Source organism: Nocardia panacis (assembly GCF_003598715.1).
GTDB classification, from domain to species: Bacteria; Actinomycetota; Actinomycetes; order Mycobacteriales; family Mycobacteriaceae; genus Nocardia; species Nocardia panacis.
Genome location: NZ_QZFU01000045.1, coordinates 1 through 23,446 on the forward strand (window position 1 = coordinate 1; position 23,446 = coordinate 23,446).

The following is a 23,446-nucleotide window of genomic DNA, read 5'->3' on the forward strand; positions in this document are numbered from 1 at the left end:
TGGACAACCAGGATCCGGAGATCGATCTGGATGTGGTGCACGGCGAGGCTCGCCGCCAGGAGATCGATTACGCGATCAACAATTCCTTCGGGTTCGGTGGGCACAATGTCGCGCTCGCCTTCGGACGCGCATAGCGGTCAACGCGGACCGATGCGGTTCCACACGGTTCCCCTGGTGGGTCCGGCACCGAAAGGTGTTCGGACCCACGGGGTTCCGAGCTCTACAGCCGCGGTGGCGGCGCGTTTTCTGTGAGATGGAGTGCACGCGATGACGATCATTGCTCCCGCGTTCAGCGCGCAAACCGAGACCGATCCGCGCGACCCACTCGGCCGTTTGCGGCGGTTCTTCGATCCGGGGACCATGCTGCTGATGCACCCTCGGGACAGGTCCGGCGTGCTGGCCGCCCTCGGCGCGGTCGACGGTGTGCGCACGGTGGCCTACTGCTCCGATGCGACCGTCATGGGCGGCGCGATGGGCGTCGACGGCTGCAAACACATTGTCGACGCCATCGATACCGCCATCGATTCGAGTCTTCCCATTGTCGGCCTGTGGCATTCGGGCGGTGCGCGACTGGCGGAGGGCGTCGAGGCGCTGCACGCGGTCGGTCTGGTATTCGAGGCCATGGTGCGCGCCTCGGGTCTGGTGCCGCAGATCTCGGTGGTGCTCGGCTTCGCGGCGGGCGGCGCGGCCTACGGTCCGGCGCTGACCGATGTCGTCATCATGGCTCCCGAGGGTCGGGTCTTCGTGACCGGTCCGGATGTGGTGCGCTCGGTGACCGGCGAGCAGGTCGATATGGAAACCCTCGGCGGTCCGGTCACGCACGGCAAGAAGTCCGGTGTCTGCCATATCGTGGCCGAGGACGAGGCCGATGCCTTGCATCGGGCGCGCAGGCTGGTGTCGATGCTGGCCGAACAGGGCGAATTCGATCCGGTCGCGGCCGAACACGGCGATGTGGATTTGAAGGCGCTGCTGCCGGAGTCGCCGCGCCGCGCCTACGACGTGAAGCCGGTCGTGCACGAACTGCTCGACAATGTCGAATCACCCGATGGCGCCACCGAATCCACGTTCGAGGAGTTGCAGGGCGGGTACGCGCGCAGCATGGTCACGGGTCTGGGGCGGCTCGGCGGGCGCACCGTCGGGGTGCTGGCCAACAATCCGCTGCGTTTGGGTGGCTGCCTGAATTCCGAGAGTGCCGAGAAGGCCGCGCGTTTCGTCCGGTTGTGCAATGCGTTCGGCATTCCGCTGATCGTGCTCACCGATGTGCCCGGCTACCTGCCGGGTGTCAGCCAGGAGTGGGAGGGTGTGGTGCGGCGCGGCGCGAAGCTGCTGCACGCCTTCGCCGAGGCGCGGGTGCCGCGGGTGACCCTGGTGACCAGGAAGATCTACGGCGGGGCCTATATCGCGATGAACGCGCGCGCGTTGGGCGCGACGGCGGTGTACGCGTGGCCCGGATCCGAGGTCGCCGTGATGGGGGCCAAGGCCGCGGTCGGGATTCTGCACAAGAAGGCGCTGGCCGCCGCGCCGGAGTCGGATCGGGAGGCGCTGCATCAGCGACTGACCATCGAGCACGAGCGCATCGCGGGCGGTGTGGAGCGGGCCATCGCCATCGGTGTGGTGGACGAGGTCATCGATCCGGCCAAGACCCGGTCGATTCTCGCGGCGGCGTTGGCGGCCGTGCCCGCGCGGGCCGCGCACAACAAGAACATTCCGCTGTAGTCGATTCCCTAGGACGTGGCGTTGATGGCGTCGCGGACCGTGGTCTCCTGCGGGCCGAGGAATTTCGGATCCGGATGGATCAGCAGGTCGTAGACGGCTTTGGTGGCGGCGAGTTGGTCGCGCAGCCAGATCTTGCGGTAGGTCAAGCCGTGCGGTTGGGCGGTATCGGCGACGCCGTTGCTGTCGATGCCCGCGCCGCGACACAGGGCGATGGTGCGGGGCAGGCTGAAATCCTGGGTGACGACAATGGCCTGGCGCACGCCGAAGATGCGGTAGGCGCGCTCGCAGGATTGATAGGTGCTGAATCCGGCGTAGTCCAAGGCGATCTTGTTTTCGGGGACGCCTTTGCGGAGCAGGTAGCGGCGCATCGCGGTGGGCTCGTCGTAGCTCGCGCGACCATTGTCGCCGGTGAGCAGCAGCGCCCTGACCTTGCCCGCTGCCAGCAGTTGGCGGCCGAGGTCGAGTCGTGCGGCCAGATACGGGGACGGTTCCCCGTTGTTGAACACCTCGGCCCCGAGGATCAGCGCGACATCGGCTTGCGGGACGGTCTCGACCGAGTACCCGCCGTCGGCGGCCTGGTGGCGAATCCAGGCGATCGAGCCGAAACCAACGGTGGCCAGCATGAATGCGGCACCCCCTACGGCCCACAAGCTCAGGCGCACGTGTCGGGCTCGTATCCGCCCCCGACCCCGTGCCACAAGGTCACGAAATCCCATGCCACCGAGTGTGCCGGATTTTCAGCCGTGACGGCACCCGCCCCGGTACGGCCGGGTACGGTGCGCGCCGCCGGGCGAGACGCAGGGCTACCCGGCACAATCCAGGGATGGCTTCTGAGGCCGGCGGTCCGGGGGACCGGAAACGGCACGGTAGGCACTACACGCCGCCGGAGCTGGCGCGGTTTCTGGCGCGCCGGCTGCTGGCCCGATCGATGGGCACCCGGCTGCGGGTGCTCGACCCGGCCTGCGGGGACGGCGAGCTGCTCCTGGCGCTCTGCGAGGAAGCCGGACCCGGACTGCGGCTGGAACTGACCGGATACGATCTGGATCCGGCGGCGGTGGCGCTCGCGCGGGCGCGGGCCGCCGAGGCGGGCATCGAAATCACCTGGCACACGGGAGATTTCCTCTCGGCGGCGGGGGAGCAGGCCGACGGGGCGTTCGACGCGGTCATCACCAATCCGCCGTATGTGCGCACCCAGCAGTTGGGCGGGGAGACGGCGCAACTGCTGGCGCGGCGATTCGGGCTGCGCGGACGCATCGATCTCACCCATCCGTTCGTGGCGATGGTGCCCCGGCTGCTGCGGCCCGGTGGCGTGCTCGGATTGCTGTGCGCCAACCGGTTTCTCACCACCAAGGCGGGGGCGAATATGCGGCGCGTGCTGCGCACCGACCTGACGCCGGTGGAACTCTACGATCTGGGCGATACCAAGCTGTTCAGCGCGGCGGTGCTGCCTGCCGTCACGATCGCCGTGCGCGACGGGCGTCCGGGTCCCTGCCGCTATGTTTCGGCCTATGAGGTGCCCGGCGGTGAAATCGTCGGTGACGCGGACCTTTTCGAGGCGCTGGTCGGTGCGCGCGGCGGTCTGGTCGGACACAATGGTCGCACCTTCGCCGTGGAGATCGGGCGGCTCGCGACCGGGAATCCGCTCGCGAACCCACCCGAGAACGGTTCGGTCGCCGCGCGTCCCTCCGACGACGAGGCGTGGCGTCTGTCGCGGCCGGGGGTTGACGACTGGTTGCGGCGCATCGGCGCGCGGACCTGGCGCACCTTCGGCGAGGTCGGACGCATCCGGGTCGGCGTCAAGACGACGGCCGATCGGGTGTTCATCTCCGATCGCTGGGACGAGGTGACCCCGAGTCCGGAGCCGGAACTGCTGCTCGAACTCATCACCCACGACGATGTGGCGCCGTGGCGGGTGCGGCGCGCGGCCGACACCAGGGTGCTCTACCCCTACGACACCGGACAGTCCACCCGCGCACCCATCGATCTCGCCGAATATCCCGGCGCGGCCGCGTATTTGCGTCGACACCGGGCGCAACTGGCCGGTCGCGACTATGTGACCGACAGCGGCAGGAAGTGGTTCGAGATCTGGGTGCCGCAGCGTCCGAATCTTTGGGCCGCGCCGAAGGTCGTGTTCCCCGATATCAGCGACCGGCCGCGATTCGCCCTGGATCGTTCCGGCGCGGTCGTCAACGGCGACTGCTATTGGATCTCGCTGACCGATCTCGCGGCATCGGGCGATCCGGAACTGCTGGCGCATCTGCTGATGGGCGTGGCCAATTCGGCTCTCGGACTGCGCTTCTACGACGCGGTGTGCGGCAACCGGCTGTACTCGGGTCGCCGCCGTTGGATCACGCAGTACGTATCGAGAATGCCCCTGCCGGACCCGGATTCGGCATCGGGTCGCGAGATCGCGAAGATGGCGCGGGATTTCGTCGATGCGGGCGTGCCACCGGATCCCGAGCGGGTGCGGCTGCTCGACGAGCGGGTGGCGGCGGCCTTCGGCGTGGCATGAACTCAGGCATCGGCGCGGACGCCGACCATCGGGAGGAGCACGCGGCGGGCGAAATCCCTTCCCGCGGCGGCATCCTCGACCGGAATGAGGCCATCGGGGGTCAGGGCCAGCGAGAGGGCTAGTCGGGCCATGATCTCGGCGACCAGGTCGGCGTCGAAATCATCGGTGCCGCCCGCGGCACGCAGTTCGCTCAGTTTCTCCGCGAGATAGCCGCGGCCGACCGCGAGGATAGGACCCGCCTCGGTGGTGAGGCGGGGCAGGATGGAATCGGGTTCGGTGCCGAGCAGCCTGCGCAGCAGGTCGTTCTGGGCCAGCGCGGTGATGAAGGCGACGAAGATCTCCACCAGTTGCTCGGCCACGCCGTCGAAGGTGCGCGCCCGCGCATCGATCTCGGTGACCAGGCGCCGCGCCTCGCGCAGGGTGACCGCCTCGACCAGTTCGTTCTTGGAGTCGAAGCGGCGGTACAGTGTGGCCGGGCTGATCCCTGCGCGGCGCGCGATCTCGCCCATGCTGGTGCGTTTGACGCCGAAGTCCAGGAAGGCCGCCAGCGCGCTGTCGAGCAGATGTTCGCCGTCGGCGACCGATTTGTCGCCGCCGGATTTGGCGCTTCCCCTGTCGAAGAGGCGCTGCAAGAGGGCTGAGGCGGTCGGCATCGGACTCCAGTCATTCGGCGCGCGGCCGGGTCCGGTGGGGCGCGGCACGACGACGTGCGGATGGGGGTGCCGCCCATTATTTCACCGAGTGCGCTTCGTCCGGTTCGCACGATCGCGGTGTCGTACCGGCCCGACGGATTCTTGCCAACTGAGACCAGCCAACTGAAACCAACTAGAGGCAGGGGCGCGGCAGATTCAGGGCCACCATCTCTCGCTCGATCGCATTCGCCGCGAATTCGACACCGCTGGAACGCAATTCGTGGATTCGCCGCTGGAGTGCCTCGACTCCACCCGGCTGGGCCGCGATATCGGCGACGCTGATGCGTCCCATCGGCCGGTGCATACTGTCTCGCCCGTACGACACCGTGAAACCTCCTGCCTGCAACGCTCGCGCTCCCACTTCCCCGTGGGATCGGCAGAAGACCCAGGGTCACTGGGAACGCTGGCAGAAATGTTAGCAGCGATTCACGGTGAGCATTTGCTCAGTGTGCCCTGTATCACACCTGCTCGGCGGCTCGATGTGTGGCGATGTTGTGCAGATATACCGCCGCGTTCACGCGGATGCGATCCAGTTCCTCCGGACGCAGTTCGCGACGCACCCTGCCCGGTACACCCGCGACCAGGGAACCGGGCGGGATCCGCGCCCCTTCGGGGATGAGGGCGTTGGCGGCCACGAGGGAGCCCGCGCCGATCACCGCTCCATTGAGCACGGTGGCCCCCATACCGACGAGCACATCGTCCTCGACGGTGCAGCCGTGCAGGATCGCGTTGTGCCCCACCGAGACTCCGCTGCCGACGGTGAGCGGACATCCCGGATCGGCGTGCAGCACACAGCCATCCTGGATATTGCTGCGCGCACCGACCTCGATGGTCTCGAAATCGCCGCGCAGCACCGCCTGGTACCAGATGCCGACCTCGGCGGCCAGCCGCACCCGGCCGATCACCGTGGCATTGGGGGCCAGCCAGGCGCTGTCGTCAATCTCCGGGGCGTAGCCGCCGACCTCGATCCGCATGGCCTCGAACATATCCGGTCGCTGTCGTGCCCTACCAAGTGGCGGGACTCACGAGCGGTGCGCGGCGGGCGCGAATTGCGCGCGATGCGCGGCCGGACTGACGCCCAGAATCCGGTGGAAGTGGTGGCGCAGGCTGACCGCGCTGCCGAAGCCGGTCTCGGCGGCGATCCGGTCTACGGTGTCGGCGGTGGATTCCAGCAGCAGCCTGGCGCGGTCGGTGCGCTGGTGCAGCAGCCAGCGCTGCGGGCTGTCGCCGGTGCGCTCCCGGAAGCGGCGGGTGAAGGTGCGCCGAGACAGGTGGACCGCGCCCGCCCAGCTGTCGAGGTCGATGGGTTCGCCGAGGTGGGCGCGCGCCCAGACCATGGCGCGTTCGATCGGATCGTCGGCGACGCGGTCGGGTATCGCGACCGGAATGTATTGGGCCTGTGAGCCGCTGCGATGCGGCGCGGTGACCAGCAATCGCGCCAGTTCGGTCGCGGCGCGGGCGCCGTGGTCGGCGCGAACGACGTGCAGGCAGCAGTCCAGGGCGGCGGCGACGCCCGCCGAGGTGACGATATCGCCGAGGTCGGTCCACAGTGTGTCGGCGCGGACCCGGACCGCGGGGTAGGCGGCGGCGAGCGCTTCGGCGGTGGCCCAGTGGGTGGTGACCTCGCGACCGTCGGCGAGGCCGCTGGCGGCGACGGCCCACGCGCCCAGGCACAGGCCGATGAGGCGCGCGCCTCGGGCGTGCGCGGTGTGCAGGGCGGCGCGCAGGTCGTCCGAAATATCTTGGGAGACGGTCCAACTCGGGATCACCACCAGGTCGGCGGCGGCGAGGCTGTCCAGGCCGTGGTGCACCGTGATATCGAATCCGGCGGGGGTGGACAGCATTGCGGGACGTTCGGCGCAGATCACCATGCGATACGGTGCCGCTGCCTCGACGCCGACGCGACCGAATACCAGCGTGGGGACGGACAGGTGGAACGGGCTGATGCCGTCGAAGGCGAGGACGGCCACGGTCTGCATGGCCCGATCTTAGCGAGGCTCGGCCTTCGGGCCACTGTTGATCATTGTTCGCCGTCAGCATGATGAACGTATGAGTGAACGCACCCTGTTGGACGTCCTGCACATCGGCGGCCCCACCCTGTGGTTCCGCTACGGCGGGCTGACCTGGCTGACCGACCCCACCTTCGACGAGCCCGGCGATTTCGCGGGTCCGGTGACCCTGCACAAACTGACCGGCCCCGCCTTGAGCCCGGATCGCATCGGCCCGGTGGACGCGGTGCTGCTCTCCCACGACGAGCATCCCGACAATCTCGACAATGCCGGGCGCGCGCTCCTCACCGGCGTCGAGCACGTACTGTCCACGCCGGAGGCCGCGGGCCGGATGAACGGTGTTCGGGGACTGGCCAATTGGGAGACGGTGCAGATCGGCGCGGTGACCGTGACCGGTGTGCCCGCCCTGCACGGGCCGCAGGGATGCGAGGAATTCACCGGCACCGTCACCGGATTCGTCCTCCAGGCCGAGGGGGAGCCGACCGTCTACGTCTCCGGCGACAACGCCTCCGTCGACCTCGTGGCCGAGATCGCCCGGCGCTTCCCGATCGATGTGGCCGTGCTGTTCGCCGGGGCGGCGAATGTCGGACTGTTCGGCGATACCGATATCACGCTGAACGGTCGCACCGCCGTGGCCGCCGCGGAAGTGCTGGCCGGAGCCGCCATCGTCGTCGTGCACGCCGAGGGGTGGGCGCACTTCAGCGAATCCGTGGACTATCTGGCGCACAATTTCCACTACGCGGGTCGCGGTGCGCAACTGCACATTCCGCCGCTCGGCGAGACGTTCCTGGTGCCCGCCTACACGGCTCGGGTCCAGCCCGCCTGAATTTCGCGGCGGGGCGGGCGATTCGAGCCCGGCGTGTAGCCGTAGGCGTGACGGTCGAGCAACGCGCAGGCGTGCCTGAGTCTTTCGTCGCGGGCGGCGGGCAGGCGCAGGGGTTGTTCGGTGGCGCGCGTGAGCTGCCGCCCCCCGGCTGTCTACGCTGACAACGCGTCGGATGGTCGAAGGGGTTGGTGATGGGTTTACAGGTGGCGACCGAACCCGCGGCGAGCGGCTGGGCATTGTGGCGGCGGATGCGGTACTGGGTCATCGCGCACACGGTCGACGACTTCTATCAGGGACTGGTGCCCGCCGCCGTCCCGTTCTTCGTGCTCGAGCGGCACTACAGCTATGTGGCGGCGTCCGGACTGGCCCTGGCCTCCACGCTGGGAAGTTCACTGCCGCAACCGATCCTGGGCTTCCTCGCGGATCGTTGGCGGCTGCTGTGGCTCGCGCCCGCCGGCCTGACCCTGGCCGGGGTCGGCGCGGGCCTGTCCGGACTGGCCCCGAGCTATCCGCTGGTCTGGGCGCTGCTGCTGCTCTCGGGAATCGGTGTCGCCGCCTTCCATCCGGCGGCCGGGCGCGACGCGCGGCAGGCGGCGGGCGCGAGCACCACCGGGATGAGTTGGTTCGCGGTGGGCGGCAATGTCGGATTCTTCCTCGCGCCCGCGCTGGTCACCCCGGCGCTGGTGGCGTGGGGTATCGGCGCGACCGCGATATTCATTCCGCCCGCGGTGTTCATGGGGGTGGTGCTGTGGCGGCATCAGCAGCGTCGGGCGGCCGTCGCCGCGGCGACGGCCGTGAGCGACGGTTCGGATCGATGGGTGCCGTTCCTGCTGCTGTCGGGAGTGGCGGTGGTGCGATCGATCATCTTCTTCGGGATCAGCACCTTCCTGGTGCTGTTCTGGATTCGGCATTTGGGCGCGGCGAAGGGACTCGGCGGTATCGCGTTGACGACCTTCATGATCGGTGGGGTCCTCGGCACGCTGGTCGGCGGTAGGCTGGCCGATCGCTTCGGCGCGGTGCGCACCATCCGGATCGGCTCGATCGCCGCACTGCCCGCACTGATCCTGCTGCGGGTCGCGCCGAATCCGGAGGTCGGTTTGGCGCTCGCGGTGCTCGGTGGTGTCGCGTTGAATATCCCGTTCGCGGTGCTGGTGAAGCTGGGCCAGGACTATCTGCCGCGCAGGCCCGGCACCGCCACCGGGGTGACCCTCGGGTTGGCGGTGAGTATCGGCGGCTTCTTCGCGCCGGTGTTCGGCTTGATCGCCGACGCGCACGGGCCGCAGGCCGTGCTCACCGTGCTGTGCGTGGTTCCGGTGGTCGTCATCGGGCTCGCCTTCCTGCTGCCCGAACCACGCGGGTAGTCGCTGTCCGCGCGGCGTTGCGGCCGACGCGGCGATCGGTGGTCGACGATGACGGTATGCGAATCGCAGTGCCACGGGAGGTCAAGGAACAGGAGTTTCGGGTCGCACTGACCCCGGCGGGCGCGGGGGAGTTGACGGCCTGCGGGCACGAGGTGCTGATCGAGGCCGGGGCGGGTGTGGGTTCCGGCTTCGCCGATATCGACTATGTCGCGCACGGTGCGCGCACGGTGTCGGGGCCTGCGGCGGTGTGGGCCGGGGCGGAGTTGGTGCTGAAGGTGAAAGAGCCGGTGCCGGAGGAGTATTCGCGGCTGCGCGCCGGGCAGGTGCTGTTCGCGTATCTGCATCTGGCGGCGTCGCGGCAGTGCACCGAGGCGATCCTGGCCTCGGGGATCACCGCCATCGCGTATGAGACGGTGCGGGCCGCCGACGGGTCGCTGCCGTTGCTCGCGCCCATGAGCGAGGTCGCGGGCAGGCTGGGGCCGCAGGTCGGCGCGCGGTGCCGCACACCGCCACCGTCGCGCTCACCAACGCGACGCTGCCGTATGTGCGGACCATCGCCGAACACGGTTGGCGGGCGGCTCTGGCCGCCCATCCCGAACTGGCGCACGGCCTCACCGCCGACGCGGGCGAACTGCTGTCGGCGGAAGTGGCCGCCGCGCACGGGTATTCCTAGTCGATCCGATCCATATACCAGTCGGGTTCGCCGTCGGCAGGCAGATCGTGCAGCTTGTCGGGATTGCGGATGACATTGATGCCGACGATCACGCCCTGATCCACGGTGAGCGACATGATCCCGGTGTGCTTGCCGTCGAAGACCATCAGGCCCGGCTCGCCATTGACCAGCACGTGGCGTCCCCACGCGCCGCGGGCCGATGGCGCGTGGTACCAACCCATCAGCAGCTTGGCGACCAGTTCGGCCCCGGAGATCGGGCGGCGCGTCGCGGGCACCTTGCCGCCGCCGTCGGCGGTCAGCTTGACCTCCGCGTCGAGGATGCCGAGCAGCGCGCTCAGATCGCCGGAGCGCCAGGCCACGGCGAAGGCCGAGACCACGCGCTGCTGTTCGTCGCTTGTGGCCGGGAAGCGCGGCGTGCCCTCCTCGACCCGCTTGCGGGCGCGCGAGGCGAGCTGACGCACGGCCGCCGGGGTGCGGCCGACGACCTCGGCCACCTCGGGTCCGGACATGCCGAAGACATCCTGTAGTACGAAGGCGGTGCGCTCGGCGGGCGAGAGTGATTCCAGGACGACCAGCAGCGCGGTGGTGACCCGCTCGTCCTGGGTGACGCGGTCGGCCGGATCGAGCGAGGTGGTCACCTCGGGTTCGGGCAGCCACTCGCCCACATACTGCTCGCGTCGGGCGCGCGCCGAGCAGAGTTGGTCCAGGGCGAGCCGGCCGGTGACGGTGGTGAGCCAGGCGCGCAGATTGTCGATGACGGCGCCCGCCTCGTGCTGACGTTGCAGGCGCAGCCACGCCTCCTGGATCACGTCATCGGCGTCGGACAGGCTGCCGAGTGTGCTGTAGGCCAGGCGGCGCAGGTAGGGGCGATGCTCCTCGAACTGTCGGGCCAGCTCGGTGGGATCGGTGGGTTGCGGGGATGTCACTGCTGTCGCCGTTCGTCATCGGTGGCCTGTTCTGGGCACACGAGTCTAGAGGGGGTCGTCACGGTGACGACGTGGACCGTGCCAGTGTGACATCGCGGAGAGTCCGGTGGTGCGGCCCGTCACATTTGGCGTGGAATCGTGGGTTCGGTGCCGGAAATCACAAGCTGGTCAGTCGGTCAATAGATCCTGCCGCTGACCGGGCGGGGTGGGGTTCACCCTGGTGAACGCGATGTCGCGGTGTCCGATTCACACCCACAGTTCGTTTGCCGATTAATAGCTGTCCGCGTTCACTTGAGTCGTCACAGTAAGGAGCGCGGCTGGGGTCTGGCGGTGCGTATCTCAGAGATGGAAGTGCGGCAGAAATGAAGTTGGCTGGAATTCGACGGGGCAGTGTCGCGGCGGCCGGAGTGGCGTGCCTGGCGACGACAGGTCTACTCCTGGGCACCGGTGTCGCGAGCGCCGATGTCGTCGCCGATAAATCGCGCACGACGCAAACCGATGACGGCTGGACCCTCACCGTCAGCAAGACCGCCGAAACCCTCGACCGCTACCCGAACCTGGCCAATACGCCGACCAGCCGCGAGGGCTTCGTCTCGCTCAAGGCCATTGGCGAATACACCGGCGCGGGCAGCAACAAGGTCGACGCGGGCGACATCACCTTCGGTTACCAGTTGGGTTGTCAGGTCGATGTCACCAGCGGTCTGCAACTGGGTCTCGGCCTGTCCATCGGCCCGAATGTCGGCGTGACCATCAGCGGCACCCCCGGCGTCACCGTCGGCGGTTCGGCCGCTGTCATCCCGAGCGTGCAGACCACGCTCAAGCCCGGCTCCATCAGCACCATTGCCTTCGGCACGAAACCCCTGGTCGGTGACCGCGGTTCGATCGCCGCCGAACAGGTGGAGATCAAGGTCGACGCCTGCATGGGACCGGTGACGCTGCGCTCGTTCGCCACCGCGACCATCAAGACCGCCGCCACCGATCACGCCGTGACCGTCTACGGCGATCCCATCTCGCTGTAGTCCCCGGTCGCGACGGTCGGGGGCGCGACCGGTTACCCTCGGCCGGTGGCATTCTCGACGGCCGCCGGGCTGGTGCTCGGCTTCGCGATCGACCGCGTCGCGGGCGATCCGCGCCGCGCTCATCCGGTGGCCGGATTCGGTTCCGCGGCAAATAGACTCGAGACACTGACCTATGCCGACCGGCGTTCGGCGGGTGTCGTGCACGAGGTGCTCGCGGTGGGCGCGGTGATCGGACTCGGACTCGCCCTGCGTCGCGGCGGCATCATCGCGACGGCGCTGGCCACCTGGACCGTCCTGGGCGGAACAACCCTGGCCCGCACCGGAAACGCCATGGCCGACCTGCTGGAAGCGGGCGATCTGGACGGTGCGCGGGCGCTGCTTCCTTCGCTCTGCGGGCGCGATCCCGAAGTGCTCGACGCGGACGGATTGGCCCGCGCCGCACTGGAATCCATCGCCGAGAACACCTCCGACGCGACCGTCGCCCCGCTGTGGTGGGGTGCGGTCGCGGGCATACCCGGCCTACTCGGGTACCGGGCCGTCAATACCCTCGATGCGATGATCGGCTACCGCAATGAGCGGTACCTCCGATTCGGTTGGGCCGCCGCGAGAGTCGACGATTTGGCGAATTTGATTCCGGCACGTCTCACGGGTTCGCTGACCGCCGCCCTCGCCCCGGTCGTCGGGGGGCGCCCCGGTGCCGCCGTACATGCTTGGCGACATGACGCGGCCAAGCATCCGAGCCCGAATGCCGGTGTGGCGGAGGCGAGTATGGCCGGGGCGCTCGGTGTGCAGTTGGGTGGGCGCACCCAGTATCGCTACGGCACCGAATTGCGGCCGACGCTCGGGGAAGGTCCCGCGCCGACGGTGCGGGATCTGCGCCGTGCGGTGCGCATGTCCGAGGCGGTGCAGGCGGCGGCGCTGCTGGTCGCGGCGGTGTGGGCGGTGCGGCCGTCCAGGGCGTAGTCGCTACGCCGGGTGGCCGTTCGCGCGGTCAGCGACCCCGACCGTAGCGGTCGGCCAAGCGCGCCTGAGTGTTCTGCCGTGTGGGCTGCGTATCCGCTTGCGGGTCCTGCGGTTCCGGATCCGGACCGGTGGGTTGCGGTGTGGCCGCGGCCTTCTCCTTGCGGCGTTCGCGGATCTCGGCGAAGACGAAGTAGCCGAGGCCGAGCGGGGCCATGATGCCGAAAGCCAGCCATTGCAGGCCGTAGGACAGATACGGACCCGCGTCGAGTTGGGGGAGCGGGTCGGGGGTGAACGCGCCGGGCTGCCCCTTCTCCAGTTGGAGATAGCCCTTGTCGGGCAGCGCGGTGAGCGGCAGCTCGAGGACGGTCATCTCCTGGGCCAGATCGATCGAATAGACCTGACGGAAGCCGTCCTGAACGCTCGGATCCTTACCCGGAATGACGCCTTCGGCGGCCCGCAACCGGCCTTCCAGATGCTGCGGGCCTGCGGGCGGGTCCGGAATCGGCGGCGTGCTCGTCCCATTCGCCGCGGCGATCAGGCCGCGATCGATCAGCACGATGCGGCCGTCGTCGAGTTTGAACGCGCCCAGCACCGAATAGGCCGGATTGCCATCCAGGTGGCGCAGGCGCACCAGCACGGTCGAATTCGGGACGTAAGCGCCCGACGCGGTGATCCGCCGCCACTCGTGCGCCGCGTCCCTGCCGTCGAAGACGGTCGCGGCGTCGACCGGTTCGGCGCGCACCGAATCCGCGATGAGCTCATTGCGATGCGAGGTCCTGGTGTTCTTGCCCAGTTGCCACGGCGCGAGCACGGTGAAACACAGATACGCGAACGCGACCACCACCGCCGCCAGAATGACCCAACTGGGGCGCAGCAGGAACGTCAGGCGGCGCATCAGTCGCCGTCCGTAGGGGCCGGCGCGGCGCGGATCCACTCGAGCAGACCCGGTATCGCCGCCTCGATCTGGGTGCGAACCACTTCGAAATCCGCCATATCGCCGTAGTACGGGTCGGGGACATCGAGGCGGTCCGCCGTCGGATCGAAGCTGCGCAGCAGCCGGTGACGTTCGGACGGGACGCCGAGCGCGGCCAGGTCGCGGTCGTGACCGCGATCCAGGGCGACCAGCAGGTCGGCCGAGAGATGCTCGGGACCCAGGCCCGCGGCCCGATGGCCGGTGGGGTAGCCGTGCGCGCGCAGCGTCGCATTTGTGCGCCGGTCGGCCTCGTCGCCCGCGTGCCAGGCCGAGGTGCCCGCGCTGCTCACCCGGACCCGGTCGGCCAGGCCCGCGCGCGCCAGCCGCGCGGCGAAGATCTTTTCCGCCATCGGCGATCGGCAGATATTGCCGGTGCACACGAAGCAGACGTGAAGCTCACCCACGACAGCCATTCTGGCCGGTGCGGCCGATCCGCCGCCACGTAGGGTGGGCTGCTGTGCCCGATGATCGCGTCGATCCCGCGAAACTGCGCCACCACGGCGATGTGGACGTGCGGCCGGGTCTGCTCGATTTCGCGGTGAATGTGCGGGGCGCGGCGCCGCCCGCCTGGCTGCGCGAGCGGTTGGCGGCGCGCCTGGCCGACCTCGGCCGCTATCCGAGCGCCGCGGAGGCGGCGGCCGCGCGCGCCGCCGTCGCGGCCAGGCACGGTCGATCCGAGGCCGAGGTGCTGCTGCTGGCCGGGGCGGCGGAGGGTTTCGCGCAACTGCCGCGCCTCGCGCCGCGCGCGGCCGCGGTGGTGCACCCGTCGTTCACCGAACCCGAGTTGGCGCTGCGCGAGGCGGATATCCCGGTGGCCAGGGTGATCCTGGAACCGCCCTACGAACTCGCGGGCGCGCTCGTCCCCGAGGCCGCCGACCTGGTCGTCCTCGGCAACCCCACCAACCCGACCTCCGTGCAGCATCCGGCCGCCGCGATTCGCGCGCTGCGCCGACCCGGCCGGACCATCGTGGTCGACGAGGCGTTCGCCGACGCCGTGCTCGGCGAGCCGCAGTCCCTCGCCGCGCACCCGCTGCCCGATGTGCTCGTGCTGCGCAGTCTGACCAAGACCTGGGCGCTGGCCGGGCTGCGCTGCGGATACTGGCTCGGCCCGCCCGATCTCTTGGGACGGCTGGCCCACGGTCGAGCCCACTGGCCCCTCGGCACCCTGCCACTCACCGCCATCGCTGCCACCGCATCGCCCGAGGCCGTCGCCATGGCGGCCGCGTTCGCGGAAGATATCGCCGCCGAACGCGATTCGATGGTCGCCCGCCTGCGTGCGATCGGCGTACAGGTGCACACTCCGGCGGCGGGACCATTCCTGCTGCTGCGGGTGCCGGATGGTGAGCTGCTGCGGAAACGACTGGCGGAGCAGGGAATCGCCGTGCGGCGCGGCGATACCTTCCCCGGTCTCGGACCGAACCACCTGCGGGTCGCGGTGCGGGATGCCGCCGCCGTCGATCGGCTGATCTCGGGGATCGAAACGGTAGGAATATGAGGCCCGCGCCGGCCAGGGGTTTCGGGCCGGAGGCGAGGAAGGAGGCTGTGCGGTGACGAGTTTGGCCGAGGTCGTCGAGGTATTGGACGCGGCGTATCCGCCCCGGTTGGCCGAGTCGTGGGATTCGGTGGGGCTGGTGTGCGGGGATCCCGGCGATCCGGTGCGGCGGGTGCTGTTCGCGGTGGATGCCACGGCCGGGGTGGTGGAGGAGGCCATCACGTGGGGTGCGCAGGCGCTGGTGGTGCATCATCCGCTGCTGTTGCGCGGGGTCGACACGGTGGCGGCGGATACGCCCAAAGGGGCGCTGCTGCACCGGCTTATTCGTGGGGGATGCGCGCTGTTCACCGCGCACACCAATGCGGATTCGGCCGATCCCGGTGTCTCGGACGCGTTGGCGGCGGCATTGGGCTTGACGGTGACCGGGCCGATCGCGGCGAAACCCGAGTCGGCCGTGGACAGTTGGACCGTGCACGTGCCCGCCGGATCCGCGGACGCGGTGCTGACCGCAATGTTCGCGGCCGGTGCGGGCGGAGCGGGGGACTACCGCGAATGTGCGTTGCGGGTGCCTGCGGTCGGGCAGTTTCGTCCTGTGGGGCAGGCGAATCCGACCATCGGCGCACGGGGCGAGTTGACGCTCGTCGATGAGGAGCGCCTGGAGGTCGTCGCATCGCCCGCCGCTCGCTCGGCAGTGCTCGCCGCTCTGCGCGCCGCACACCCCTACGAGGAACCGGCCTATCAGGTCACCGAGCGCGCCGAACTGTCCTCACCGCGCGGACTCGGTCGCATCGGCGCCTTGCCCACCCCGGAACCCCTGCGCGCCTTCACCGCTCGCGTCGCCTCGGCACTGCCCGCCACCGTCTGGGGTGTGCGCGCGGCAGGCGATCCGGAACGGATGATCCGCACGGTAGCGGTCTGTGGCGGCGCGGGCGACTCCTTCCTGGACACCGTCGCACGCCTGGGCGTCGACGCCTACGTCACCGCCGATCTGCGCCACCACCCCGCCGACGAACATCTCCGCAAACACGGCCCGGCTCTGATCGACGCCGCGCACTGGGCGACCGAATTCCCGTGGTGCGCACAGGCCGAACAGGTGTTGCGCGCCGCGCTTCCCGACGTGCAGACGCGAATCTGCACGCTGCGCACCGATCCGTGGACGGTCGCCGCGGGCCAATAGCCCGTTCCCGACCGAACTTTCGGCCCGCGTATCGATTGCCGCCGCTTCGGAGGTGCCCATAGGATTTCCGACGGCGGTAAGCGCATCCAAGGCGTGTGAGATCCGCGTCTCGGCCGGATATCGAGATCCTCGATCCGGCCGAGACCCGGCTCGCCTTCCCCGCGCCTCGGCTATCGCGATGCGCCGAAGTCGCTCGGCGCGGGTGGATTCCGGAGTCGGACAGGGTACAACTAGCGCATGAGTTTCCCGGTGCAGTTCGGGTTCCTGCAGGTGGGCCTGATTCTGCTCGTGGTGGTCGCGCTGGCCTTGCTGGTGACCGCCGTGATCAAGGTGCGCAAGGTCGGAATGCGGGCATTGCTCGCGCGCGGGGCGAGTGGTCTCGCGCTCATGGTGACGGCCGTGGTGGCGCTGTGGGTCGCCACACTCATGCAGACCTATCTCGGATTGACCGGGGAGATCAAAGCCGCGCACCTCACCGTGAACTCGGTGCCGGGATCCGAACACCGGCTGAAGGTGGATCTGACACTCTTCGGTGACGACGCGCACCCCGAACAGCGCCGCGCCTACGACGTCGAGGGCGATATGTGGGTGTTGCAGGCCGATATCGTGGAACTCGAGCCCTGGGTGAACGCGATCGGATTCCACTCCGGCTACAAGGTCACCCGCCTGTACGGTCAGCGGTTGGACGGGGTCGCGACGAGTCAGCATCAGATATTCCTCAATGGCGAGGATCAGGACTTCTTCACCGATATGCGGGCGGGCCGCTGGTGGACCGAACCATTCGTGCGCTCGGCCTACGGCAACGCGGTGATCTCCATGCCCGGCGAGTACGACATCTACATTTCCCGCGACGCCATCAAGACGCGTCAGACCGGACGCTAGCGCGCGGGGCCGCGCGGGGTACGGTTGAGGGCCGGCCCAATCCATAGCGTCGAGGAGTTTGTCCGCGTTGAATGTCGAACCATCCGTCCAGGCCACACTGCTTCGGCTCGCCGCTGTCGACGCCGAACTGACGCGGATCGCGCACCGGCGCACCGTCCTGCCCGAACAGCAGGAGGTGACGCGGCTCGAGACCGAGCGCAATGCGCACAAGGATGCCGCGGTGGCCGTGGAGATCGTGCTCGACGACCTCGACCGCGATATCACCAAACTCGAGGGCGAGGTCGAGGCGGTCCGCAAGCGCGAACAGCGCGACCGGGGCATGCTCACCTCGGGATCGGTTGGCGCGAAACAGCTTTCCGAGATCCAGCACGAGCTGGGCAGCCTGGAGCGCCGCCGTTCGGTCCTGGAGGACGAACTGCTCGAGGTGATGGAGCGGCGCGAGGCCTCGGCCGCCGATCACGAGCACGCGGGCGCGCGCCTGTCCAAGACCGAGATGGACCTCGCCGACGCGCAGCGGGTGCGCGGTGAGGCGCTCGCGGATCTCGAAGTGGCGCAGGGCCGTTGCGAGAGCGACCGGATCGACCTGGTGGCCAAATTCCCGACCGATCTGCTCGCCGTGTACGACCGGCAACGCGCCCAGCACGGTGTCGGCGCGGCGCTGCTGCAGGCGCGCAAATGCGGCGCCTGCCGCATCGAACTCGATCGCGGGGAGTTGGCGCGCATCGCCAAGGCCGCGCCCGACGCGGTGGTCCGCTGCCCCGAATGCGGCGCGATCATGGTGCGCACCAAGGAATCCGGCTTGTGATCCCAGCGGTCGTCGTCGAAGCCGACGGCGGTTCGCGCGGCAATCCCGGTCCCGCGGGTTACGGTGCGGTGGTCTACGACGCCGACCATGTGCGGGTGCTGGCCGAGCGGCGCGAGAGTCTCGGTGTCGCGACCAATAATGTGGCCGAGTATCGCGGTCTCATCGCGGGATTGGCGGCGGCGGCCGAGTTGGGGGCGCGCACCGTCGCGGTGCGGATGGATTCCAAACTGGTGATCGAGCAGATGTCCGGTCGCTGGCAGGTCAAGCATCCGGCCATGATTCCGCTGGCCAAGCAGGCCAGGGCGCTGGTCGCCGGTTTCGACGCGGTGAGCTTCACCTGGATTCCGCGCGCGCAGAATTCGCACGCGGACCGGTTGGCCAACGAGGCGATGGACGACGCGCCGATCGTCGATGAGGTGCGGGCAGTGAATTCCACTCTCGCGCAGCGCGATACCGAGGTGGCCGGCTCTCGCTCCCGTGGCGAACCCCGCGCAACCGCCGCGCGCGAGCCGGGGCCGGGTTGGACCGGGGCGCATGGCCGTCCGACGCGCCTACTGCTGCTGCGGCACGGCCAAACCGAATTGTCGATCCAGCGGAGGTATTCCGGGCGCGGCAATCCGCCGCTCACCGAACTCGGTCGCGAACAGGCCGACCGTGCCGCGAGAATGCTTGCGGCCAAAGGGAATATCGCGGCCGTCGTGAGCTCGCCCCTGGATCGCGCGCAGGCCACGGCCGCCGCGGTGGGGCAGGCGCTGCGGCTCCCGGTGCGCACCGTCGACGGGCTCACCGAGACCGATTTCGGCGCGTGGGAGGGTCTGACGTTCGGCGAAGCGGCGCAGCGGGATCCGCAGTCGCACGCCCGCTGGCTCGGCGATCCTTCCGTGCCCGCACCGGGCGGGGAGAGTTTCGATGCCGTGCGCGAGCGGGTGGAGGCGGTGCGCCGCGATCTGGTCGCGCTGCATCCTGGCGCGAATATCGTTGTGGTGAGCCATGTCACGCCGATCAAGACCTTTTTGCAGTTGGCGCTCGGAGTCGGTCCGTCGCTGCTGTACCGGCTGCATCTGGATCTGGCCTCGCTCTCGATCGCCGAGTTCTATCCGGACGGTGGCGCGTCGGTGCGCTTGGTGAACGACACGTCCTATCTTTAGCGTTGGTGTGGCGTCGCACACATCTGTGTTGCCATCGGATCCGACTTCCGCCAAAGTTTGTTTGCTATCAGGTAGCTGACTGCGAGAATCGGACCCTGGCCTGCCGATCCGCCGTCGATGCGCCTATCGTTGATCTTGTCGATGGGCCGCGCGATCGGGGGGAACCGTCCTAAGGAGAGGTTTGTGGCTGGAACTTTCGGATGGGTCGCCGCGCTGACGGCATCCCTGGCCGGATTCGCCTCGGGGTCCGCGCAGGCGGACCCCGGCGCGGTACTGGGCGGTTCGTCGGGCATCATCTTCGACAACAACGCGGCCTGTTCGCTTACCACCATCGGCCATGACAGCTCCGGCCGACTGGTCGGATTCACCGCCGGACACTGCGCCCCGGAAGGCATGCGACTGGTCGCCGAGCGGGCCAGGGAGGAAGGTGTCGTCGGCCGGGTCGTGTTCTCCGACAACGGCAACCGACTCGACTACGCCGTCATCGAATTCGATGCCGCCAAGGTGATTCCGGTGCGCACCGTGGGCGTGACCACCATCGAAGGGCTCGGTGCCGCACCGGGTCCCGGTGGCACGGTCTGCGCCAATGGGCGCAGCAGCGGATCGAGTTGCGGTGTCGTCTGGGGTGTTCTCGACGGGACCACCATCAACCAGGGCTGCTCCAAACCGGGGGATTCGGGTGGCCCGGTAATGGTAGGGGACAGGCTGGTCGGTATGAATCAGGGCAGATTGACGGGGCTCGGCCCGATCGGCTTCGACGTGCCGTGCCTGATCGCGGCCATCCCGTATCACTCGCCCGCGTTCTTCGCGCCGATCGATCAGATCCTCGCCGATATCGATGCCCGCGGCGGAGTCGGTGCGGGCTTCCGGCCCATCTGACGAAATCCCGTGTGCGGCGGTCGATCAACCAACCGCCGCCCGCGCACCGATCGGCCTGTCCGCGAACCGCGTTGCCGCGCACCTTCACCGGGCGAGGGCGGCGGTGAGCTTCTTCAGGAACCGGGGCAGACTCGGATCGGTATCGGTTATCGCGAACGAGTCGATGTCCCACCATTGGCCGCCATCGAATTCCCTTGGATCCAATACGTATTCGCGAGTGCTGTCCCCGCGCAACACGTACCACAGGCTCACGTCCTCGTGCCCGTCCTCATGCGTCGGGGTGATGGTCAGGAATACGGGCGCCGCCCCCAGCAGGCCGAAATCCGCCTCGGGGATCCCCATCTCCTCGTCGGCTTCCCGCCGCGCGGTCTCCAAGGGATGTTCCCCCGGATCCACATGCCCACCGGCAGGCAGCCACAGCCCCGCGAGCCGATGCCGCCCAAGCAATATCGCACCGCGCCGCCCATCCACCAGCACCGTGTAGCTGACCAGATGCCGCGGCGGTGTATCCGGCTTCACCCGCCGAAACACATCATCGGTGCTCGCCAACCACCGCAGCGCCTCCCCGATCTGATCGCGCTCCCTCTCGTCGAATGGTTCGATCGCCCCGACGATCTCGGCGACCACGGCGGTAGCACGGTTCATTCCGCGCACTGTAGTACGCCGCACCGACACCCCGCGCGGGCTGCGGACCCACGCACGGAGGGTTCACTGTCCGCCGCGGTCGGTGAGCCGGGTCCAGGCGGGGGAGGACACCCCCTCGGCCGCCAGCATGCGGGCCACGGTGGGATCGGCGGGCGGGGCGGAGGCGCCGCGGCCCGCCAGCCAGCGGCCGGTGCGCTCGGCGAGGGCGGACAGGCGGGGATCGTCGCAGGCCCAGTCGAATGCGGCGTCGTAGTCGCGGTAAAGCGCGCGGAATTCCGGGTCGTCGAGCAGGGCGAGCTTGTCGGCGATCCAGGCGGCCGCCTGGTCGGGCGATACCGCCTGGACGAGTATCCAGCCGTCGCGTTCCAGGCGCACGGTCTCGGGTCTGATGCCGAGTTCGCGCAGCCGGTCCAGGTAGTCGGCCACCGTCCCGGAGACGAAAAGCCGGTCACCGCCGCGCAATTCGGCGATGCGCGCGCGGGTGCGCGTGATCTCGCGCTGCCGCAGGGCCAGGTCGCGATCGATCTCGGCGAGGCCCGCGGCGAAGGTCCCCTGGTCGGCGGCGAGCAGTTCGGCGATGCGGGCCAGCGGGACGCCGGCCTGCGCCAAGGTTTTGATCTTGACCAGGTCGACGGCGTCCTGCGCACCGTAACGCCGGTAGCCGGAGGCGTCGCGCGCGGGCTCGGCCAGCAGGCCGCGCGCGTGGTAGTGCCGGATCGCCTTGATCGTCACACCCACGTAGCCCGCGAGCTGACCGATGGTGAGCATCCCTACCTCCCCGTGTGGCGGTGGTTAACGGTCATAGTGCCGCCGCGTCATCCTGCCGCCCGCATTTCGGTACGCCGCGCGACCGTCGGCGAAGCCGTGGTAGGAGACCAGCAACTGGCGCAGATATCCATTGAACGCCTGCGCGGGCATGCCCGCGGGGGCGAACAGGTCGCGGCCGATCGGCACGTAGCGCTGCGGCGGCCCCGACACCGCCCCGCCCGCGAAACCGCGGAAGATGCGCTCCTGCTCGGTGTCGAACGGCTCGTAGTGCGTCTGCTCCTCCAACTGGCCGTCCACCGCGCGCACCTCGACCCGCAACTGATTCGACCGATACGTGCCCGCGTACCGGACCAGTTCCCCCGCCTCGGACGGTGTCACCAGATCCGTGACCCGCACCCCCGATTCGGTCAGCAACCACAGCAGCAGCTCGTCGTGCAGCGGCATGGCCCGCATATCGTTGCCGTACGCGACGAAGACCAGGTCCTGTTCCGGGGCGACCGCCAGCAGCGCGACCCCGCCCGGTGAGGCGCCCGACATGGTCAGCACCCGCGCCGAACCGAACGGCATGAGCAACCAGCCCAACCCGATCGGTGCGACATTCGGGGTGCCGAGGTCGTAGGAGGGTTGCCGCATGAGCGCCGTCAGCTCCGCCGACAGCACCCGCGTTCCCGAGGGGGAGATACCGTCCGCGAGGTGGGTTCGCCCGAAGGCCAGCAGATCGGCGACGGTCCCGATGGCCGTCCCACCCGCGGGTCCCCAGGTGTCGGGCAGCATGAACATCTCGGTGCGCCGCGCGCCCTCGGCGGCGGGGAAGTGCCCGACGGCGGTGCTGCGCAGGATGGCCTGCCGCGCCGAGGTGCTCGAATCGGCCATGCCGACACTCGAATACAGTTCCCGCTCCAGCAGTTCGGGATAGCTCGCTCCCGTCACCGCCTCCAGCAGGCGACCGGCCACGATCATGCCGCCATTGGAATAGCTCGCATACTCCTCGGGTGCGAACAGCACCCCGCACTGCCGCCCCAGCGCCGCGGTGTAGTCGCGCAGCGCGTGCCTGCCCGCACCGTCGGCGAAGAGCAGGTCCGCGTCGATCCCATTGGTGTGGTTGAGCAGGTTGCGCACCCGGATCCGCTCGGCCGCACCGGGTTCGGTCAATTCGAACTCCGGCAGATAGCTCACCACGGGCCGATCGAGGTCGAGCAGTCCGCGTTCCACGTGGCGCAGCAGCAGGGTCGTGGTCAGCACCTTGGTCACCGAGCCCAGGAGGAATCCGGTGTCCTCCCGCATGGCGGCGCCGGTCGACCTGTTGGCCGTTCCGTGTGCGAGGACGACCTGCTCCCCGCCGCGATATACCCCGGCGAGATAGCCGGGCACTCCATTGTTTTCGCAGTACGCGGTCACTTGTTCCCGCATCGCGGCCGCTATTTCCGTGGTGGTTGTTTCCATGCCCCCATCGTCGAACCCTGCCCCTGGGGCAAGGTCAAGCCTCGGAATTCGGTTGCGGCGAAGGCCATCCGAGAAAGGGCGAACGAGTTGGCCTGTAAGCCGGATCCTGTCCCCGGCTCGCGCCGGGGGGCGACCATCCATCTGGGTAGCCCGTTGCCGGGTACCTCGAGCGGCCCACCCGCAGGCTCGGGCGAGCAGCCCTCGGACGCCTGCGCAGTCGCACCGCGAGCGGTGCGACCTTCGACCTTGCTCCGGGCGGGGTTTACCTAGCCGCCGCGGTCACCCGCGGCGCTGGTGCGCTCTTACCGCACCGTTTCACCCTCACCACGCGGCATCGGACCTCTCGCGAGGCCGCGACGCCGCAGGCGGTCTGTTTTCTGTGGCACTGTCCCGCGGGTCACCCCGGGTTGCCGTTAGCAACCGCCCTGCTCTGTGGAGTCCGGACTTTCCTCGGCGGCGGGCGGCGACATTCGCATGTCCGTTCCCGTGCCGCGGTCGCCCGGCCAACTCGTTCGCTGCTACAGACTACCCGCTACC

General features: G+C 69.1%; 24 protein-coding genes, 1 other RNA gene and 2 pseudogenes. 15 read left to right on the forward strand and 12 right to left on the reverse strand.

The genetic code is table 11. The annotated features are described in order from the left end of the window. Both D5S18_RS35985 and D5S18_RS30520 read left to right on the forward strand, forming a co-directional pair. Window positions 1–134: pseudogene (locus D5S18_RS35985) on the forward strand (beta-ketoacyl-ACP synthase); the annotation flags it as partial. Window positions 135–267: 133 nt separating this feature from the next. Further along, complete coding sequence (locus D5S18_RS30520) at window positions 268–1,716, forward strand: acyl-CoA carboxylase subunit beta (protein WP_120044602.1); 1,449 nt, start codon at window positions 268–270, stop codon at window positions 1,714–1,716. An 8-nt stretch (window positions 1,717–1,724) separates the two neighbouring features. On the opposite strand, the gene D5S18_RS30525 is transcribed toward D5S18_RS30520, so the two are convergent. After that, window positions 1,725–2,339, reverse strand: coding sequence for a SanA/YdcF family protein (locus tag D5S18_RS30525; protein WP_203236999.1), 615 nt, complete (start codon window positions 2,337–2,339; stop codon window positions 1,725–1,727). Between the two features lie 200 nt (window positions 2,340–2,539). Here D5S18_RS30525 and D5S18_RS30530 point away from each other — a divergent pair, with 200 nt between their 5' ends. Further along, window positions 2,540–4,228 carry an Eco57I restriction-modification methylase domain-containing protein gene (locus D5S18_RS30530; RefSeq protein ID WP_120044604.1) on the forward strand — a complete coding sequence of 563 codons (1,689 nt, stop codon included), beginning with the start codon at window positions 2,540–2,542 and terminating at the stop codon, window positions 4,226–4,228. A gap of 2 nt (window positions 4,229–4,230) precedes the next feature. Here the strand turns inward: D5S18_RS30530 and D5S18_RS30535 are convergent, their stop codons facing one another. The 4 genes from D5S18_RS30535 to D5S18_RS30550 all read right to left on the reverse strand — a co-directional run bounded on the left by D5S18_RS30535 (window position 4,231) and on the right by D5S18_RS30550 (window position 6,899). Then, window positions 4,231–4,881 (reverse strand): TetR/AcrR family transcriptional regulator, encoded by a 651-nt coding sequence (locus tag D5S18_RS30535; protein ID WP_120044605.1) that lies wholly within the window; start codon window positions 4,879–4,881, stop codon window positions 4,231–4,233. Between the two features lie 172 nt (window positions 4,882–5,053). Next, entirely contained in the window at window positions 5,054–5,212 is a 159-nt protein-coding gene (locus D5S18_RS30540) for a hypothetical protein (RefSeq protein ID WP_239004099.1), read from the reverse strand. Window positions 5,213–5,378: 166 nt separating this feature from the next. Next, window positions 5,379–5,894 carry a gamma carbonic anhydrase family protein gene (locus D5S18_RS30545; protein ID WP_203237000.1) on the reverse strand — a complete coding sequence of 172 codons (516 nt, stop codon included), beginning with the start codon at window positions 5,892–5,894 and terminating at the stop codon, window positions 5,379–5,381. Between the two features lie 48 nt (window positions 5,895–5,942). After that, entirely contained in the window at window positions 5,943–6,899 is a 957-nt protein-coding gene (locus D5S18_RS30550; protein ID WP_120044607.1) for a GlxA family transcriptional regulator, read from the reverse strand. 70 nt (window positions 6,900–6,969) lie between these two features. Here D5S18_RS30550 and D5S18_RS30555 point away from each other — a divergent pair, with 70 nt between their 5' ends. From D5S18_RS30555 to D5S18_RS36665, 4 genes and pseudogenes are all read left to right on the forward strand, one after another. Next, window positions 6,970–7,755, forward strand: a complete 786-nt coding sequence (locus tag D5S18_RS30555) for an MBL fold metallo-hydrolase (protein ID WP_120044608.1) — start codon at window positions 6,970–6,972, stop codon at window positions 7,753–7,755. Between the two features lie 191 nt (window positions 7,756–7,946). Continuing rightward, a complete protein-coding gene (locus D5S18_RS30565) occupies window positions 7,947–9,116 on the forward strand; it encodes an MFS transporter (RefSeq protein ID WP_239004100.1) in 1,170 nt (389 codons plus the stop codon). 56 nt (window positions 9,117–9,172) lie between these two features. After that, window positions 9,173–9,610, forward strand: a pseudogene (locus D5S18_RS30570) (alanine dehydrogenase); the annotation flags it as partial. 2 nt (window positions 9,611–9,612) lie between these two features. Next, the gene (locus D5S18_RS36665) at window positions 9,613–9,789 is read left to right on the forward strand and encodes a hypothetical protein (RefSeq protein ID WP_439651194.1); all 177 of its coding nucleotides are present in this window, start codon (window positions 9,613–9,615) and stop codon (window positions 9,787–9,789) included. On the opposite strand, the gene sigJ is transcribed toward D5S18_RS36665, so the two are convergent. After that, window positions 9,786–10,715 (reverse strand): RNA polymerase sigma factor SigJ, encoded by a 930-nt coding sequence (gene sigJ, locus D5S18_RS30575; protein ID WP_120044609.1) that lies wholly within the window; start codon window positions 10,713–10,715, stop codon window positions 9,786–9,788. The two genes, D5S18_RS36665 and sigJ, sit on opposite strands and share 4 nt — an antisense overlap. A 362-nt stretch (window positions 10,716–11,077) precedes the next feature. Between sigJ and D5S18_RS30580 the strand changes: the two genes are divergently transcribed. Both D5S18_RS30580 and D5S18_RS30585 read left to right on the forward strand, forming a co-directional pair. After that, a complete protein-coding gene (locus tag D5S18_RS30580; protein ID WP_120044610.1) occupies window positions 11,078–11,734 on the forward strand; it encodes an MspA family porin in 657 nt (218 codons plus the stop codon). A gap of 45 nt (window positions 11,735–11,779) precedes the next feature. After that, window positions 11,780–12,697 carry a cobalamin biosynthesis protein gene (locus D5S18_RS30585; protein WP_120044611.1) on the forward strand — a complete coding sequence of 306 codons (918 nt, stop codon included), beginning with the start codon at window positions 11,780–11,782 and terminating at the stop codon, window positions 12,695–12,697. A gap of 28 nt (window positions 12,698–12,725) precedes the next feature. Here the strand turns inward: D5S18_RS30585 and D5S18_RS30590 are convergent, their stop codons facing one another. Together D5S18_RS30590 and D5S18_RS30595 are read right to left on the reverse strand one after the other, a co-directional pair. After that, window positions 12,726–13,592, reverse strand: a complete 867-nt coding sequence (locus D5S18_RS30590) for an SURF1 family cytochrome oxidase biogenesis protein (RefSeq protein ID WP_120044907.1) — start codon at window positions 13,590–13,592, stop codon at window positions 12,726–12,728. Continuing rightward, window positions 13,592–14,083, reverse strand: coding sequence for a low molecular weight protein-tyrosine-phosphatase (locus tag D5S18_RS30595; RefSeq protein ID WP_120044612.1), 492 nt, complete (start codon window positions 14,081–14,083; stop codon window positions 13,592–13,594). Before D5S18_RS30595 ends, D5S18_RS30590 begins: the two co-directional genes overlap by 1 nt. Before the next feature lie 44 nt (window positions 14,084–14,127). On the opposite strand from D5S18_RS30595, the gene cobC reads away from it, so the two are divergent. The 6 genes from cobC (at window position 14,128) to D5S18_RS30625 (ending at window position 20,053) form a co-directional block, all read left to right on the forward strand. Then, window positions 14,128–15,165 (forward strand): Rv2231c family histidinol phosphate aminotransferase CobC, encoded by a 1,038-nt coding sequence (cobC, locus tag D5S18_RS30600; protein ID WP_120044613.1) that lies wholly within the window; start codon window positions 14,128–14,130, stop codon window positions 15,163–15,165. A 52-nt stretch (window positions 15,166–15,217) separates the two neighbouring features. Next, window positions 15,218–16,339, forward strand: coding sequence for a Nif3-like dinuclear metal center hexameric protein (locus tag D5S18_RS30605; protein ID WP_120044614.1), 1,122 nt, complete (start codon window positions 15,218–15,220; stop codon window positions 16,337–16,339). A gap of 237 nt (window positions 16,340–16,576) precedes the next feature. Continuing rightward, window positions 16,577–17,221, forward strand: coding sequence for a hypothetical protein (locus tag D5S18_RS30610; RefSeq protein WP_120044615.1), 645 nt, complete (start codon window positions 16,577–16,579; stop codon window positions 17,219–17,221). A 67-nt stretch (window positions 17,222–17,288) separates the two neighbouring features. Next, window positions 17,289–18,026: a zinc ribbon domain-containing protein gene (locus D5S18_RS30615; RefSeq protein WP_120044616.1), complete on the forward strand. Its 738-nt coding sequence runs from the start codon at window positions 17,289–17,291 to the stop codon at window positions 18,024–18,026. Next, window positions 18,026–19,174 (forward strand): bifunctional RNase H/acid phosphatase, encoded by a 1,149-nt coding sequence (locus tag D5S18_RS30620; protein ID WP_239004135.1) that lies wholly within the window; start codon window positions 18,026–18,028, stop codon window positions 19,172–19,174. The genes D5S18_RS30615 and D5S18_RS30620 overlap by 1 nt, the downstream gene beginning before the upstream one ends. 183 nt (window positions 19,175–19,357) lie before the next feature. Further along, a complete protein-coding gene (locus tag D5S18_RS30625; protein ID WP_120044618.1) occupies window positions 19,358–20,053 on the forward strand; it encodes a chymotrypsin family serine protease in 696 nt (231 codons plus the stop codon). A gap of 84 nt (window positions 20,054–20,137) precedes the next feature. Here D5S18_RS30625 and D5S18_RS30630 read toward each other — a convergent pair whose 3' ends face one another. The 4 genes from D5S18_RS30630 to rnpB form a co-directional block, all read right to left on the reverse strand. After that, the gene (locus D5S18_RS30630; RefSeq protein ID WP_120044619.1) at window positions 20,138–20,698 is read right to left on the reverse strand and encodes an NUDIX hydrolase; all 561 of its coding nucleotides are present in this window, start codon (window positions 20,696–20,698) and stop codon (window positions 20,138–20,140) included. Window positions 20,699–20,761: 63 nt separating this feature from the next. After that, a complete protein-coding gene (locus D5S18_RS30635; RefSeq protein WP_120044620.1) occupies window positions 20,762–21,466 on the reverse strand; it encodes a MerR family transcriptional regulator in 705 nt (234 codons plus the stop codon). A gap of 24 nt (window positions 21,467–21,490) precedes the next feature. Further along, on the reverse strand, window positions 21,491–22,909 hold the full coding sequence (locus tag D5S18_RS30640; protein ID WP_120044621.1) for a serine hydrolase domain-containing protein: 1,419 nt from the start codon (window positions 22,907–22,909) through the stop codon (window positions 21,491–21,493). 79 nt (window positions 22,910–22,988) lie between these two features. Then, window positions 22,989–23,420, reverse strand: an RNA gene (rnpB, locus tag D5S18_RS30645) — RNase P RNA component class A. Window positions 23,421–23,446 lie beyond the last annotated feature (26 nt).